The 15,757-nt window shown below is 46.1% G+C and carries 15 protein-coding genes; 13 read left to right on the top strand and 2 right to left on the bottom strand.

The features are described 5' to 3' along the window. Nucleotides 1–23 precede the first annotated feature (23 nt). Both rocF and RG959_RS14950 read right to left on the bottom strand, forming a co-directional pair. Nucleotides 24–929 (bottom strand): arginase, encoded by a 906-nt coding sequence (gene rocF, locus RG959_RS14955; protein WP_342797789.1) that lies wholly within the window; start codon nt 927–929, stop codon nt 24–26. A gap of 99 nt (nt 930–1,028) precedes the next feature. Beyond that, nucleotides 1,029–2,438, bottom strand: a complete 1,410-nt coding sequence (locus tag RG959_RS14950; protein ID WP_342797788.1) for a sigma-54 interaction domain-containing protein — start codon at nt 2,436–2,438, stop codon at nt 1,029–1,031. Nucleotides 2,439–2,648: 210 nt separating this feature from the next. On the opposite strand from RG959_RS14950, the gene pruA reads away from it, so the two are divergent. From pruA to RG959_RS14885, 13 genes are all read left to right on the top strand, one after another. Continuing rightward, a complete protein-coding gene (gene pruA, locus RG959_RS14945; RefSeq protein ID WP_342797787.1) occupies nt 2,649–4,196 on the top strand; it encodes an L-glutamate gamma-semialdehyde dehydrogenase in 1,548 nt (515 codons plus the stop codon). Nucleotides 4,197–4,218: 22 nt separating this feature from the next. Continuing rightward, nucleotides 4,219–5,421, top strand: coding sequence for an ornithine--oxo-acid transaminase (locus RG959_RS14940; RefSeq protein ID WP_309090933.1), 1,203 nt, complete (start codon nt 4,219–4,221; stop codon nt 5,419–5,421). Between the two features lie 185 nt (nt 5,422–5,606). Continuing rightward, on the top strand, nt 5,607–6,926 hold the full coding sequence (locus tag RG959_RS14935; RefSeq protein ID WP_483298894.1) for a Glu/Leu/Phe/Val family dehydrogenase: 1,320 nt from the start codon (nt 5,607–5,609) through the stop codon (nt 6,924–6,926). Between the two features lie 100 nt (nt 6,927–7,026). Then, nucleotides 7,027–8,622 carry a M20/M25/M40 family metallo-hydrolase gene (locus tag RG959_RS14930; protein ID WP_342797786.1) on the top strand — a complete coding sequence of 532 codons (1,596 nt, stop codon included), beginning with the start codon at nt 7,027–7,029 and terminating at the stop codon, nt 8,620–8,622. Nucleotides 8,623–8,765: 143 nt separating this feature from the next. Further along, nucleotides 8,766–9,581 carry an ABC transporter ATP-binding protein gene (locus RG959_RS14925; protein WP_242234772.1) on the top strand — a complete coding sequence of 272 codons (816 nt, stop codon included), beginning with the start codon at nt 8,766–8,768 and terminating at the stop codon, nt 9,579–9,581. A 26-nt stretch (nt 9,582–9,607) separates the two neighbouring features. Beyond that, a complete protein-coding gene (locus RG959_RS14920; protein WP_342797785.1) occupies nt 9,608–11,326 on the top strand; it encodes an ABC transporter ATP-binding protein in 1,719 nt (572 codons plus the stop codon). 135 nt (nt 11,327–11,461) lie between these two features. Further along, nucleotides 11,462–11,758: a DUF3219 family protein gene (locus RG959_RS14915; protein WP_309090925.1), complete on the top strand. Its 297-nt coding sequence runs from the start codon at nt 11,462–11,464 to the stop codon at nt 11,756–11,758. Next, a complete protein-coding gene (gene rpiA / locus RG959_RS14910) occupies nt 11,755–12,438 on the top strand; it encodes a ribose-5-phosphate isomerase RpiA (RefSeq protein ID WP_342797784.1) in 684 nt (227 codons plus the stop codon). Before RG959_RS14915 ends, rpiA begins: the two co-directional genes overlap by 4 nt. A 4-nt stretch (nt 12,439–12,442) precedes the next feature. Further along, a complete protein-coding gene (locus tag RG959_RS14905; protein ID WP_342797783.1) occupies nt 12,443–12,817 on the top strand; it encodes a hypothetical protein in 375 nt (124 codons plus the stop codon). 99 nt (nt 12,818–12,916) lie between these two features. Then, nucleotides 12,917–13,324, top strand: coding sequence for an Rrf2 family transcriptional regulator (locus tag RG959_RS14900; protein WP_342797782.1), 408 nt, complete (start codon nt 12,917–12,919; stop codon nt 13,322–13,324). Nucleotides 13,325–13,506: 182 nt separating this feature from the next. Further along, the gene (locus RG959_RS14895; protein ID WP_251273737.1) at nt 13,507–13,905 is read left to right on the top strand and encodes a DoxX family protein; all 399 of its coding nucleotides are present in this window, start codon (nt 13,507–13,509) and stop codon (nt 13,903–13,905) included. A gap of 198 nt (nt 13,906–14,103) precedes the next feature. Continuing rightward, nucleotides 14,104–14,610 carry a flavin reductase family protein gene (locus RG959_RS14890; RefSeq protein ID WP_342797781.1) on the top strand — a complete coding sequence of 169 codons (507 nt, stop codon included), beginning with the start codon at nt 14,104–14,106 and terminating at the stop codon, nt 14,608–14,610. A 572-nt stretch (nt 14,611–15,182) separates the two neighbouring features. After that, the gene (locus tag RG959_RS14885; RefSeq protein WP_342797780.1) at nt 15,183–15,659 is read left to right on the top strand and encodes a C40 family peptidase; all 477 of its coding nucleotides are present in this window, start codon (nt 15,183–15,185) and stop codon (nt 15,657–15,659) included. The last annotated feature ends 98 nt before the right edge of the window (nt 15,660–15,757 follow it).

The following is a 15,757-nucleotide window of genomic DNA, read 5'->3' as shown; positions in this document are numbered from 1 at the left end:
GCACAGAGCTGTGCGGCGTTTTTTTAAAGAAGTCTCTCACCAAGCAGGGAAGCAATAAGCGCCACCGCTGCATCGCCTGTTTTATTTTTCTCATCTAAAATAGGGTTGACCTCTACAAATTCTGCTGATGTAATGATGTCCGCTTCTTCAAGCATTTCCATCGCCAGGTGGCTTTCACGGTAGCTGAGCCCGCCTGCTACAGGCGTTCCCACTCCCGGTGCTTCTGTCGGATCAAGCCCATCAAGATCCAATGAAAGATGAACATAATCGGTGCGTTCACGCAAATACTCAATGGTTTCTTTCATAACGGCTGTCATGCCAAGACGGTCTATTTCGTGCATGGTGTACACTTTAATTCCTTTTTCTTTAATCAGTTCGCGCTCACCATGATCCAAATCCCGTGCCCCAATAATCACCACATTCTCCGGCTTTACTTTCGGGGAATAGCCGCCAATATGGGTGAGGGAGCGGTGCCCGATGCCGAGGCTCGCGGCAAGCGGCATTCCGTGAATGTTGCCGGATGGAGAGGTTTCCGATGTGTTTAAATCGCCGTGCGCATCATACCAGATCAAGCCGAGGTTTTGGTGTTTTTTTGCGATGCCTGCAAGCGTTCCGATTGCCACGCTGTGATCACCGCCGAGTACAAGCGGAAAGCGGCCTTGGCTGACCGTTTCTTCCACTTTTTTTGCCAGCGCTTCACTAGCCTCTGCAACCGCTGTTAAATTTTTTAAGTTGGCTGTTTCTTTTGGAATGGCCCGTTCCTGAATTTCCACTTTAATATCGCCTTCATCGTGGACTGTATATCCAAGCATGCGGATCCGCTCTATCAGTCCCGCATAGCGGATGGCGCTTGGACCCATGTCGACACCCCGGCGTGTTTGCCCTAAATCCATTGGTACCCCTATGATTGACACTTGTTTCTTTTGCATGTAAATGTCCCCTTTGCATCGTAAATGCCCTGCTGTTTTAATAAACATACAAAAAATAAAATGGCTCAAGCACGCATCTTTTGGAGTATTTATACTTGTTTATTCATTTTTTGAAGAGAGGCCGACTTTCTTTAAACGGTATTGAAGGCTTTGCCTGCTTAGGCCCAGCTGTTTAGCGGTCCTGGAAATACTCCATTGGTTCTTATGCAGGAAATGCTCAATGTAGTATTTTTCAAAGGCATCCAGCTGATCTTTCAAATGAGTGGTTCCTTCTTCGTCGCCATTAAGGAATGAGGCAAGCTTTGATACGGGTGCAGACTGGTCGCTTGTCATTGATTTATGGCGGAAGTGATAAGGGAGATGATCATATTCGATCCATTCCTCGTCTAAAAGCAAATTCATGGATGCTTCGATCACATGCTCAAGCTCCCGCACGTTTCCAGGCCAATGATACGCATTGAGAGCATCCAGCACTTCCGGCTTTACACCGAGTACTTTCATATCAAACAGTGCATTGTATTTCGTGATAAATTGTTCGATTAACAGTGGAATGTCATCCAGGCGCTCGCGAAGCGGAGGAATAAAAATGGTCACTACTCCAAGCCGGTAATATAAGTCTTTGCGCAAGTGATCGTTTGCGATTGCATCGATAGGGTCTTCATTGATCGTGGCGATAATCCGGACGTTAATTGGAATATCTTTCGTGCCGCCGATCCGTCTGACCCTTTTTTCCTGAAGAACACGCAGCAGCTTCGCCTGCAGGTGAATATTCATCGAGTTGATCTCATCAAGAAGAAGCGTGCCGCCTTCTGCCTGCTCGAACAAGCCGGCGCTGTCAATGGCTCCGGTAAAAGCCCCTTTTGTAGTACCAAATAGCAGCCCTTCAATTAAGTTGTCTGGCAGCGCCGCGCAGTTTTGTGAGATAAACGGTGCTGAAGCCCGGGCACTCCCGTTATGGATGCTTTGTGCAAACAGTTCTTTTCCTGTGCCGGTTTCGCCAACGACAAGCACATAGGAAGAAGTACGGGTAGCCCGCTTGGACAGTTCGATCACTTCCTGTATGACATCGCTCTTGCCGATAATGCTGTCAAATGTAAAGCGAGTATCCTCCTTTCGGGTACTGCTGCGCATGAGGCGTTCAATTTTCGTAACATCCTTAGCCATTTCAACGGCACCGCGGATTTCATCCTTTTCCCGGAACGGAAATGTATGATTAATAGTTGTAATTTCCGTTCCTTTATTGTTAAAGTATGTTTGTTTTACATTGACGGTTTCTTCTCCCTGCTGCAGTGCCCGGACGAGCGTACTGTTTTGGTTTTCGGGAAACATAAATACGTCCAGTACATTTTTGTGCAGCACATCCTGCGTGTCCATTGCTTCGATTTCACGCATTTTTCGGTTATAAATAATGGTTTTCCCTTCTTCGTCAATCGCATGAATCCCCACGTCGACTTGATCCATAATATATTCATATAAGGCATTCATAAAATGCAGCTGATCTTCTTTCATCCCGGAGTCCTCCGTTTCAGGTGTGTTGCTCTCATTCACTATAGAGCAAAAAAAATAGACTGAAAAGGCAAATTTTTTCGTCGCATGCAAAATAATTTTGCGTATTGAAAGAGCTTCAAGGAAACAAAAGCTGATCTTCCGCTCGTTAAAAAAATGGCATGCTTCTTGCATAGTATAAAGCGAGACAGTTATTTTTCTGGAGGGATCATCATGGTAATCGCATACAAGCACGAACCATTTACTGATTTTAGTGTGGAAGAAAACAAGCAGGCGTTTCAAGAGGCGCTTGAGTTTGTAAATACAAAGCTCAATGAAGAATACCCGCTTGTCATTAATGGAAAGCGTATACAGACAGAAACGAAAACAACATCCATCAACCCGGCACGCAAGGAAGAAGTGATCGGAACGGTTTCAATGGCAGGAAAACAGGAAGCCGAGCAGGCGATGCAGGCAGCGCTCACTGCTTTCCAAACGTGGCAGTATACAGATCCGTCAGCACGCGCTCAGATTTTATTCCGCGCAGCTGCGATTATCCGGCGCAGAAAGCATGAATTTTCGGCATGGCTTGTAAAAGAAGCAGGAAAACCGTGGAAAGAAGCAGATGCAGATACAGCGGAAGCGATTGATTTTCTGGAGTACTATGCACGCCAAATGAACGAGCTGAAAAAGGGATCACCCGTTCAAAGCCGGCCGAGTGAGCACAATGAGTTCGGTTACATTCCACTTGGGGTCGGCATTGTAATTTCACCGTTTAATTTTCCGCTGGCCATCATGGCCGGCACAACAGTTGCAGCGATTGTAACGGGCAACACTGTTCTGTTAAAACCGGCAGAAACCACACCGGTTATTGCGGCAAAATTTGTAGAGGTGATGGAGGAAGCAGGTCTTCCGCCGGGCGTTCTTAATTATATCCCGGGCAGCGGTGCCGAAATTGGTGACTTTTTAACGGAGCATCCGAAAACACGCTTCGTTTCGTTTACCGGCTCTCGTGCCGTTGGCTGCCGTATTTACGAACGGGCATCAAAAGTGCAGGAAGGACAAATTTGGCTGAAGCGGGTCATTGCAGAAATGGGCGGCAAAGATACGATGCTTGTTGACAGCAGTGCCGATTTGGATCTTGCTGCAACATCTATTGTTTATTCAGCTTTTGGATTTTCCGGCCAAAAGTGTTCCGCTGGATCGCGCGCGGTCATCCACGAAGATGTATATGATGAAGTGCTCGGAAAAGCAGCGGCCTTAACGAAAACCTTAACGCTGGGCAGCCCGGAATCTGCTGATACGTATATGGGCCCGGTGATTGACGAACGGGCATTCCAAAAAATTATGAACTACATTGAAATTGGTAAAGGAGAAGGCCGGCTTGTAACCGGAGGAAACGGAAATGACGAAACTGGCTACTTTATTGAGCCGACGATTATTGCCGATGTAGGGGAACGGGACCGCCTCATGCAGGAAGAAATTTTTGGCCCGGTCGTCGCATTTTGCAAGGCAAGAGATTTCGATCACATGCTGGAGATTGCAAATAACACAGATTACGGCTTAACCGGAGCACTTATCTCTAACAATCGTAAACATATTAGCAGAGCCCGCAAAGAATTCCACGTCGGAAACCTTTACTTTAACCGCGGCTGCACAGGTGCTATTGTCGGCTACCAGCCATTTGGCGGCTTTAACATGTCAGGAACCGATTCAAAAGCAGGAAGCCCGGATTACTTGATTCTTCACATGCAGGGAAAAACGATTTCAGAATTTTTTTAAACTCAAAAAGGGGGAGAAGAAAATGACATCTGCAACAAACTCATCGAAAAAAATCATTGAACAAACGGAGCAATTTGGGGCGCATAACTATCATCCGCTGCCAATCGTCGTGTCGGAAGCAGAAGGGGTATGGGTAAAAGATCCGGAAGGCAACCGTTACATGGATATGCTGAGCGCTTATTCCGCTGTTAACCAGGGGCATCGTCATCCGAAAATTATTCAGGCACTAAAAGACCAGGCAGACCGGGTTACACTTACTTCACGTGCTTTTCACAATGACCAGCTTGGTCCGTGGTATGAAAAAATTTGTGAATTAACGGGTAAAAATATGGCCCTGCCAATGAATACTGGAGCGGAAGCGGTAGAAACAGCAGTGAAAGCAGCACGCCGCTGGGCATATGACGTAAAAGGTGTGGCAGAAAACCAGGCTGAAATCATCGCCTGTGTCGGCAACTTTCACGGGCGGACAATGACGGCTGTATCGCTTTCTTCAGAAGCAGAATATAAACGCGGTTTTGGACCGATGCTGCCCGGAATCAAGCTGATCCCATATGGCGATATTGACGCGCTTGAAGCAGCCATTACACCGAACACAGCCGCCTTTTTAATTGAACCGATTCAAGGTGAAGCTGGGATTGTCATTCCACCGGAAGGCTTCTTAAAAGCAGCTTCAACGCTTTGTAAAGAACAAAACGTGCTGTTTATTGCGGATGAAATTCAAGCCGGCCTTGCCCGCAGCGGTAAATTGTTTGCCTGCCAGTGGGAAGATGTTGTTCCAGACATGCTGATTCTTGGAAAAGCATTGGGCGGCGGAGTATTCCCGATTTCCTGCGTTGTGGCAGACAAAGACGTATTAGGGGTGTTTAACCCTGGATCGCATGGTTCTACGTTTGGAGGCAACCCGCTTGCGTGTGCGGTGTCGCTCGCTTCACTCCAAGTGATTGAGGAAGAAAAGCTTGTAGAGCGTTCATTGGAACTTGGTACGTACTTTAAGGAAAAGCTATCAGCGATTACACATCCGGCAATTAAAGAAGTGCGCGGACGCGGATTGTTTATCGGCGTTGAGCTGACAGAGCCAGCTCGTCCATACTGCGAGCGTTTAAAACAGGAAGGTCTTTTATGCAAGGAAACACATGAAACGGTGATCCGTTTTGCTCCGCCGTTGATTATCTCTAAAGAAGATCTCGATTGGGCTATCGAAAAAATTCAAAAGATTTTTGCTTAAAAAGAAGCCGGCGGATTCATCCGCCGGCTTCTTTTTTTCTTCCGGACAATAAATTTTTCTGCCATGCGCAAAATTTATTGTCTATTTTTATTTTTCCGAAGTCCGATCCCTTTGGAATAGCGGCCGCTGCTTTTGGCATAATCCTTGCATTCTTTTTCATAAGATCAAACAGAAAGGTGGCCGCGATGCCCATGCTGAAAAACGAAATAAAAGGAAAGCCGCTTGTTCAAAAATCAGCAGCGATTCCAAATGAAGAAAAGCAAAAACAAGTAAGCAGCTTGTTTCAATCTACCCAAACGATTATAAAAAAAGCACTCGATACACTTGGATACCCTGAAAGTGTCTTCGGATTATTAAAGGAGCCTATGCGGATGCTGACAGTTCGGATTCCAGTCCGAATGGATGATGGGCATGTAAAGGTGTTTACCGGCTTTCGCTCCCAGCATAGTGACGCAGTCGGCCCGACCAAAGGCGGCGTTCGGTTTCACCCAAACGTGACGGAAGAAGAAGTAAAAGCGCTGTCGATTTGGATGACACTTAAATGCGGGATTGCCAGTCTTCCTTACGGCGGTGGAAAAGGCGGCATTATTTGCGATCCGCAGCGAATGTCAGCTGGTGAGCTTGAACGGCTCAGCCGCGGCTATGTACGCGCAATCAGCCAGATTGTCGGGCCGACCAAAGATATCCCGGCTCCAGATGTGTATACAAACGCGCAAATTATGGCCTGGATGATGGATGAGTACAGCCATATACGGGAATTTGATTCTCCTGGCTTTATTACCGGAAAACCAATTGTACTTGGCGGATCTCACGGCCGGGAAACGGCAACTGCACAGGGAGTCGTCATGTGCTTAAGAGAAGCGGTCAGAAAAAAAGGAATGAAAATTGAAGGCGCCCGTATTGTCATTCAAGGATTCGGTAATGCCGGCAGCTTCCTGGCCAAGTTTTTGCATGATGAAGGCGCTCGTATTATCGGTATCTCGGATGTGCTTGGCGGTATTCATGATCCAAATGGGCTTGATATTCCGTACTTGCTGGACCGCCGCGACAGCTTCGGCATGGTGACAAACCTGTTCGAAGACACGATCTCGAACCAGGAACTGCTGGAGCTTGACTGTGACATTTTAATTCCAGCTGCAATTTCCAACCAAATCACGGAAGAAAATGCAGAGCGCATCAAGGCAGGAATTATTGTAGAAGCAGCGAACGGCCCGACAACGATTGGAGCAACGAAACAATTAACCGAGCGCGGCGTTTTGCTTGTTCCGGACATTTTGGCAAGCTCAGGCGGCGTAACGGTTTCGTATTTTGAATGGGTGCAAAATAATGGAGGCTATTACTGGTCAGAAGAAGAGGTTATGCAAAAATTGCAAAAGAGAATGGTCAATTCGTTTAACCTCATTTATGAAACGGCGCAAATACATGGGGTTGATATGCGGCTTGCTGCTTACATTGTCGGCATTAAACGTGCGGCGGAAGCGGCGACATTCAGAGGATGGGTGTAAATAAAGAGTCTGGCAGTCTTTCTTCCATGAGAATTGAAAAAAGTAAAAGAATGTCCCAAAATGAAGGGACATTCTTTTATTTGGAAAGGGATTGATCGGTATGAAAAAGCGTCTATGGGATTCACCAGAAAAACTTCGTGCCCTGCTGGATGAGCTTGTCAGCTGGAAAAGCATCACCCTGTCTGAGGATGAGCGGCAGTTTCCAATGAAGCTGCAATCGAAGCTGCTCGGACTCCATTATTTTCAGCAGCATCCTGAGCACCTGTCCCTTCATCCAGCCGATTTGCGGCGAAAGTTTTTAACGGCGCTTTACAAACACCCAAAAGCTGTGCGCACCATTTGTTTGATCAGCCATTTTGATACTGTCAGTACAGAAGAATATGGCGAGCTGGAGCCGCTGGCGACGCAGCCGGAAGAATTGACCGCCTACTGGCTGGAGCGGCCGAATGATCTGCCGCCGGACGTGCTGGCTGATTTGCAATCAGGTGAGTATTTATTCGGACGCGGGACGATGGATATGAAAATGGGGCTGGCTTTGCATATGCAGCTTATTGAGAAAGCAAGTGTGGAACAATGGCCCGTCAATCTGCTGCTGTTAACCGTGCCGGATGAAGAAGTAAACTCAGCTGGAATGCGCGCCGCTGTGCCGAAGCTGTTGGAACTTCAAGAGGAATTTGATCTTGAATATGAACTATTTTTAAATAGCGAGCCTGTTTTTTCTCAGGAACCGGGTGATAGGGCGCGTAAGGTCTATACGGGTACGATTGGCAAAATTATGCCGGGTGCCCTTTTTTATGGACGTGAAACACATGCGGGCGAGCCATTTAATGGATTAACGTCCCCTTACATCGCGTCATTTTTAACACGAAAAATGGAATGGAACCCCCTGTTTCAAGAAACGGAGCTTGGTGAAACAACACCGCTTCCCGTCACCCTGCAGCAAAAAGATCTTCGTCTTGAATATTCAACGCAGACGCCATACCGTTCATCTGCTCTTTACAACGTATTTTTAATGAAGCAGACAGCACAACATATAATAGAAGGATTTGAACAAATTGCTAAAGAAGCAGCCGGAGAATGTAATGCTGCCTATGAACAAATCTGCCAAATGCACGGTGTGAAGCCGGTAGGGAAGGTCCGTGTCATCCGCTTCGAAGAGCTGCTGCGCTACTCAATTGATAAGCTTGGAGAAGAAGCAATAGAAGAAATCAAAGCGGATGTGTACACTCGGGAAGAATGGGACGATCGGGAAAAGTCATTTCGGATCGCGGATAAACTGATTATCCAGTCACAGGAGCTGGCACCGGCAATTATTCTGCTGTTCGCGCCTCCTTTTTATCCCGCTGTTCATTCTTCCGGTGAGGCGCTTGTAGAAGAAGCCGTCGAGTTTCTAACAACATTGGCCCAAAAAGAGTTTGGGCTGCCGATTGAACGGGTCCATTACTTTAACGGCATTTGTGATTTAAGTTATGTGAATGGAAACGGTGAGGGAGAAGGCTGGCAGGCGTTTGAAAAAAATACACCTGTATGGCAGGACGGCTATTCCATTCCATTTGCCGATATGGCTAAGCTCAAAGCGCCGGTTTTAAACATCGGGCCGTTCGGCAAAGATGCCCACAAACGGACAGAACGGCTTCATATGAAACATGCTTTTGAGCAGCTTCCGGTTCTTTTAGAAAAATGGATTAAACACTGAAAGCCTTGAACCTATTCAAGGCTTTTTTCTTCGAAAGTCTGGACAGGGCAGGCAATTTTATGATAACTTTTAATTGAAACTGATTATCAATTGCAACCGTCCGATATAGATGATAAAGGAAAAACGTAAACGAGGTGGAGGAAATGAGCAAGCTGCGTGCGGAACGAGTAAACATTGGCTATGGGGCTGCGACAATCGTCGAGGATTTAACCGTCGATATTCCAGCGGGAAAAGTAACAACGATTATTGGGCCAAACGGCTGCGGGAAATCCACATTGCTCAAAACAATGGCACGTCTTTTAAATCAAAACAGCGGTTCGGTGTATTTAAATGGTGCGGACATTCACCGTCTGTCCACAAAAGAAATCGCCAAACAAATGGCTATTTTGCCGCAAACGCCGGAAGCCCCAGCTGGACTGACTGTCTATGAGCTGATTTCATACGGCCGCTTCCCGCATCAAAAAGGCTTTGGCACACTAAACGCACACGATAAAGAAGTGATCCAGTGGGCGATGGATGTAACCGGTACGGCGGACTTCCGCGACCGGGAAATTGACGCGCTTTCAGGCGGACAGCGCCAGCGTGTCTGGATCGCGATGGCGCTGGCACAGGAAACAGATTTGATTTTACTCGATGAACCAACGACTTACTTAGACTTGGCCCACCAGCTGGAAGTGCTGGAGCTTTTACAGGAATTAAATGAACGGGAAGGCCGGACCATTGTGATGGTGCTCCATGATTTAAACCACGCGGCACGATTCGCCGATTACCTCGTCGCGATGAGAAAAGGCAGTATCATATGCGAGGGAGCGCCAGAAACGGTTATGACAAAAGAAAATCTGCGTTCTGTTTTTCAAATCGATGCAGAAATTGTCCGCGATCCACGTTCCGGCAAGCCGGTTTGTTTAACCTATGACTTGGTAAAAGCACCAGAACTTGCGCTGGCAGGAAGCCGATAAAGGAATCCAATAAAGCAGGTGACTGTGTGATTAAGTATTTTTTTTCGTATTACCGCCCATATAAAAAACTGTTTTTCTTAGACTTTTTTTGTGCGGTATTTGCGGGTCTGTTAGAGCTCGCATTTCCGCTCGTTGTGAATTATTTTATTGATACACTTCTGCCTGGAGGGAACTGGAATTTAATTGTAGCCGCAAGTATTGGCTTGCTGCTTATTTATATTGTAAATGCCGGTCTTCATTACGTGGTTACATACTGGGGGCATATGCTCGGCATTAATATTGAAACAGATATGCGCAGCAAACTGTTTGTCCATGTGCAAAAGCTGTCATTCCGTTTTTTTGATAACACAAAAACAGGCCATCTTATTTCACGGATGACAAGTGATTTAATGGAGATTGGTGAAATGGCGCATCATGGGCCGGAGGATTTGTTTATTGCACTGATGACGCTGACCGGGGCGTTTGGCATTATGCTGACAATCAACTGGAAGCTGGCTGTGTTAACATTTATTATCGTGCCGGCTGTGCTGTGGCTCGCTGTTTTCTTCAATAAAAAAATGACCAGGGCTTTTCACCAGCTCTTTGGTGATATTGCTGATTTCAATGCCCGTATTGAAGACAGCATGGGCGGCATTCGTGTCGTGCAGGCTTTTGCGAACGAAACACATGAAAAGAAGCAATTTGAAGAAAACAATGGAAGATTCCGGATGACAAAGCTCGTTTCCTATAAAATTATGGCGCAGAATATGTCGATCAGCTACATGCTTATGCGCATAATTACACTGTTTGTACTTATTTGCGGAACGTATTTTGTGATGCAGGGTGAGCTTACCTACGGTGAATTTGTCGGATTTATTCTCCTATCTAATATTTTCTTCCGTCCGATTGAAAAAATTAATGCCATTATTGAAAGCTATCCGAAAGGAATTGCTGGTTTTAAACGCTATGTGGAATTGCTCCAGACGGCTCCCGATGTAGCGGATGCACCAGATGCCATAGACGTAGACGCAGTGCATGGCGACATCAGCTACCATAACGTGACGTTCGGGTACGAAGGGAAAAAGCCGGTTCTCCAAAATATCAGCTTGTCGATTAAAGCCGGAGAAACAGTGGCGTTTGTCGGTCCGTCCGGTGCTGGTAAAACGACTATGTGCAGCTTGCTGCCGCGTTTTTATGATGCGCAGGAAGGATTTATTTCAATTGATGGGCTCGACACGAGAAAAATGTCGCTTGCGTCGCTGCGTCGTCAAATTGGGATCGTGCAGCAGGATGTATTCCTGTTTTCTGGCACGATTCGTGAAAATATTTTATATGGCGATCTTGGTGCGTCTGAAGAAGCTATCCTGTCCACTTTAAAACGGGCGCGTCTTGATGAATTTGTTTCTTCTTTGCCAGATGGACTCGATACGGTCATTGGCGAACGCGGCGTAAAGCTGTCGGGCGGCCAAAAGCAGCGTCTTGCCATTGCGCGGATTTTCCTGAAAAACCCGCCGATTTTAATATTGGATGAAGCAACGTCTGCTCTTGATACGGAAACAGAGCTTGCCATTCAGCAGGCGCTCTCGGAGCTGTCTGTCGGGCGGACAACGCTTGTGATTGCCCATCGGCTCGCTACAATCAAGCATGCCGACCGGATTATTGTTGTTACGCCATCAGGCATTGAAGAACAAGGCAGCCATTATGAGCTGCTCGAGCAAAACGGCCATTATCGGCGTTTGCATGAAGCGCAGTTCGGCCACGTATAAGCTTATTAAAACCTTTCACTGCTTGGAGCAGTGAAAGGTTTTTTGTTTAAATGAGAGCAGTGAAGCGAAAAAATGGCTCAATTAAAAAAGGAGCATTATAATGGCTCTAACGATAAAGATAGGAGCTGAGTGAAAATGGTGAAGCAAGTGATCTTGAATGATACGCCGATTCAGGTGGAGAATTTTCACGAAGAAACGGTTGTAAATAAAAAGACGGGTGCAAAAGTGCCGAAAATCAGCTTTCAATTTCCCGTCACAAGCGAAGAGTATCATGATATAACGGTTCTTTTATATGAAAATAATTTTCAAGTGAAGGTGCCCGAAAAAGGAATGGAGTTTCCAGCCATGATTCACACGTATTCTACCTCGGTAACGAATTTATATGAGGCGGGCGCAACAGGGACATTCAGTCTGGAACTGATCGGCCGATGACAACGGAAAAGCAGCTCGTCGGTGAAAAAGCGGCAGAGTTTGTAGAAGACGGCATGATCATTGGTCTCGGAACAGGCAGTACAGTACGGTATACCATTGAGAAAATAGGCGGGCTCGTTCAACAGGGTTTGTCCATTCAAGGCGTGGCTACGTCGATTCGAACGGAACAATTAGCGAAAGAATGTGGAATTCCGCTTCTCAGCCTGGAGGAAGTGGACGAGCTCGATCTGGCTATCGATGGCGCTGACGAAGCCGATCCTGCTTTTCATTTAATCAAAGGCGGAGGAGGAGCGCTTCTGCGGGAAAAAATCATTGCCTCTTCCGCACGGAGATTTGTAGTAGTGGCGGATCCTTCTAAAATGGTTGAACAACTCGGGCGGTTTCCTCTTCCGGTTGAGGTGGAGACATTCGGATACAAGATGACAGAAAAAAAAATCCGTTCTTTAGGAGGGGCATCTGCATTACGGGTAAAAGAAGGAAAGCCGTATATCACCGATAATGGGCATTATATTTTTGACTGCGATTTTGGTCTTATTGCGTCGCCTGAAGAATTGGAGCGGGAATTGAATCTCACCCCTGGTGTTGTAGAAAACGGATTGTTTATCGACATGGCGGATACGATCATTACTGTAAATGAAAAACAGGAGATACAGGTTAAAAAACGAACAAAACAGGAGTGATAGGATGTATTCAGTAAGCGGCATTCAAGTGTTGGCAAAGGGCAGCTTAAAAGAGAAACGAATTGAGCTGGAAGAACATAACGAAACTTATTGCCAGACGGTCAGCTTTAAAGATCGAGAAGGTGAGCATGTCGGTGACTTGGATATTTATTTTGTGGTAAAAGGCTTTGGAAAAGAAGAGGGCAGCGAAGAAATCGATGTTCATTTTACGGTTCCATTTTTCAGTGCCTATGGCCCCGAAGGCGAGCGGTTTATGGAGGAAGCAGAAGCCATGCAGTTTATTTTTGTTCATTTTGCCAGTGAAGTTCAAGATGTTGTCGATGAAGTACTCGATACGTTATATGAACGATATGAAAACGAAGAAAAAGACCGCTTTTAAATTAAAAGCGGTCTTTGTTTTGCGGTGGTAAAGGGTTTCCCGCTTGTTTGACAAGGATTTTAAGTGTAACTAAAATAAGAACAAATGGTGGTGAAAAAAATGATCAACAGCCGTCTCGCAGTCGCAATTCATATTATGATTCTCATTGCATCCAATCCCCGTGAAACGGTTTCATCAGAATGGATGGCAGGGAGTGTCAATACAAACCCCGTTGTGGTTCGGCGGATTATGGGCATGCTTCGCAAAGCCGGTCTTTTAACCTCACGTGCCGGTAAAACAGGCGCAGCTCTGACGAAGGATCCGTCAGACATTACCCTTCTGGATATTTTTCGAGCCGTTGAGCCGAAAGAAGAATTGTTTGCCATCCATGAAAAACCGAACCCGGAGTGTGCGGTCGGAAAAAATATTCAGTCGGCGCTCGACGTCACGTTTGGGCGGGCTCAGGCTGCGATGGAGCAGGAGTTAAGCAGCCAGACTCTTAAAGATGTTATGAACCATCTCTTATAACAGGGATGGTTTTCTTTTTGAGAAAAAGTAAAAAAGTTTCTAAAAGTAATTGACGTTTTTAAAAAAAGTTGATATGATTATCTCGAATTCAAGATAAATAACCAAAACGTTAGTGGAATATATCGAACTTTTTTTAAACTATATATCTCGAATTCAAGATAATAAAAGAGGAGGAAGAAAGAATGTTAGATGCAGGATTGTTAATTATTCGTTTAGTCATTGGGCTTGCGTTTGTCGGACACGGCGCGCAGAAACTATTTGGCTCATTTGGAGGCTATGGCTTAAAAGGAACGGGAGGCTGGTTTGACTCCATCGGCATGAAGCCTGGTTACGCGATGGCGCTGATCGCAGGGCTTTCAGAATTCGTCGGCGGTGCCCTGTTTGCGCTCGGTTTGCTCACACCGCTTGCTGGTGTATTAATTGCTTTGACAATGGTTGTTGCGATTGTAAAAGTACATGGTCCAAACGGTTTTTGGAGTACACAAAACGGCTATGAGTACAATTTAGTGCTGCTGGCTGTTGCCATCGGTATTGCCCTAACAGGCCCAGGACGCTATGCGCTGGACGCGCTGCTTGGTTAAAAAAACAAAATAGGAAGAGGGCAGCAGGGATGGGTCCCATTACAGCGGAAGTAAAAGCTGCCGCTTCTCTAATGGAAAAAAAGGGTATAAAGAAAAGACCGTCTGTTCAACAAGGCGGTCTTTTTGTTTTTGAAGTGGTAAAGTGAACCAAAGCGCGATACGATAAAAGCAGGTCTTTGATTAAAAGGAGGAAGGAAAATGGCAGACGAACAAAAACAGCAGTTGTTCAAAGATGCAATGGGCAATTACCCGACCGGTGTCACAGTGATGACAACGGTGGACTCAAATGGCAAACCGGCCGGCCTGACTGTGAATTCATTCGCTTCTGTATCACTTGATCCCCTTTTGATTTTATGGTCGATTGACCATAAAGCTGCAACCCTGCCAGCTTTTATGAAAAACGGCACGTTCGCCGTGCACATTTTAGCGGGCAATCAAAAAGACATTTGTATGACGTTTGCGACCAAAGGAGCCGACCGTTTCAGCACATGTAAATGGAACTTTTCACATGAACACCATTTGCCGGTTATCGAAGGCGCATTTGCTGTTTTTCAATGCCAAACCGTTCAAACGGTGGAGGCGGGCGATCATACGATTTTGATTGGAGAAGTAGACACCATTCAAATTGATGCGGAAAAAGACCCTATGCTGTATCATCGCCGCCATTTTGCTTCGATTCCGGCCACTTTTTACGCTTCAAAGTAGTTTTTTTTAGATAGAAAGGGAAAGCACAGGCGAATTTGCTCGCCTGTGCTTTCAGTGTGTAGACAAAGTCTTTCGCTTTTAAAAAAGAGCCGATAAGGGAAGCCTGCCGGACTTCGCGCCCCTTAGGGCAGTGCGGGAGCCTCCTCGGCTGCGCCTGCCACTGTACTTCCCGCAGGAGTCTTCGTCCAGCAGGCTTCACTAAGTGCTATTGAAGATCAATAAGCAAGGACCGAATAGAAACTTCTCTTTTTGAAACAGAAAGATAGGACCTTATCAGCTCTATACAATCTTGTCGCAAGCCACTTGGCGGCGGGAGGGCGGCGCAGACTCCTATGGGACTAGCGGGCTCAGCGCCTGCCCCATGGAAAGCGGAGCTGCCCGGACGCTGCCGATCATCCCATTCATGTGCACGGTCATCCATATAATTTTTCGACAGTCTCAAAGCACAGACGAATTGATTCGCCTGTGCTTTTTATTTTTATGAATTAAATTTTATAGGAATGAAAATAGGATACACTCATATATTTACTTTTGTGGTTCATTTTTCATTTCAAGGGGGAAAAGCATTGGTTATGAACGGATCAAGGGTAAGATGGGCAGCGGCAGTTCTGGCAATTTTGTCTCTGGCAATAGCTTTTGTGTTTGGTTCAGCCTCAAGTGCATCTGCAACAATCAATTATGGAGAAGAAGCAGCGGCTGTGGCCAAAAGGTATGTAGGGAGCCCGTACAAGTACGGAGGAACAACGCCAAAAGGATTCGATGCAAGCGGGTTTACACAGTATGTTTATAAAAACGCCGCAACGAAAATGACAATTCCGCGCACAAGCGCTGACCAATATAAAATTGGAACCCCGGTAAGCCGAAGCCAGCTCAAACCCGGCGATTTAGTTTTTTATGCAACCGGCATAAAAGGAAAGGTATCATTTGCTGCCATTTATTATAAAAACGGCGCTTTTATTGGCGCTACCTCCAAAGGAGTAAAAGTAGTGAAAATGAGCGATATGTATTGGAAGGAACGGTATATAGGCGCTAAAAGAATTGTCAAATAACAAGCAGCATAGATAAACAAATAGAATAATCGACCCTATGTTAAGAAAAACTGCGACAGCCTGGCCTGATATCGCTTATGATTCCGGCAGCCAGAGAA

Origin of the sequence: Domibacillus sp. 8LH, from assembly GCF_038806185.1 — a bacterium.
GTDB lineage: Bacteria > Bacillota > Bacilli > Bacillales > Domibacillaceae > Domibacillus > Domibacillus indicus_A.
The sequence above is the reverse complement of the archived record's forward strand: the minus strand, read 5'-3'. Positions and strand labels throughout refer to the sequence as shown.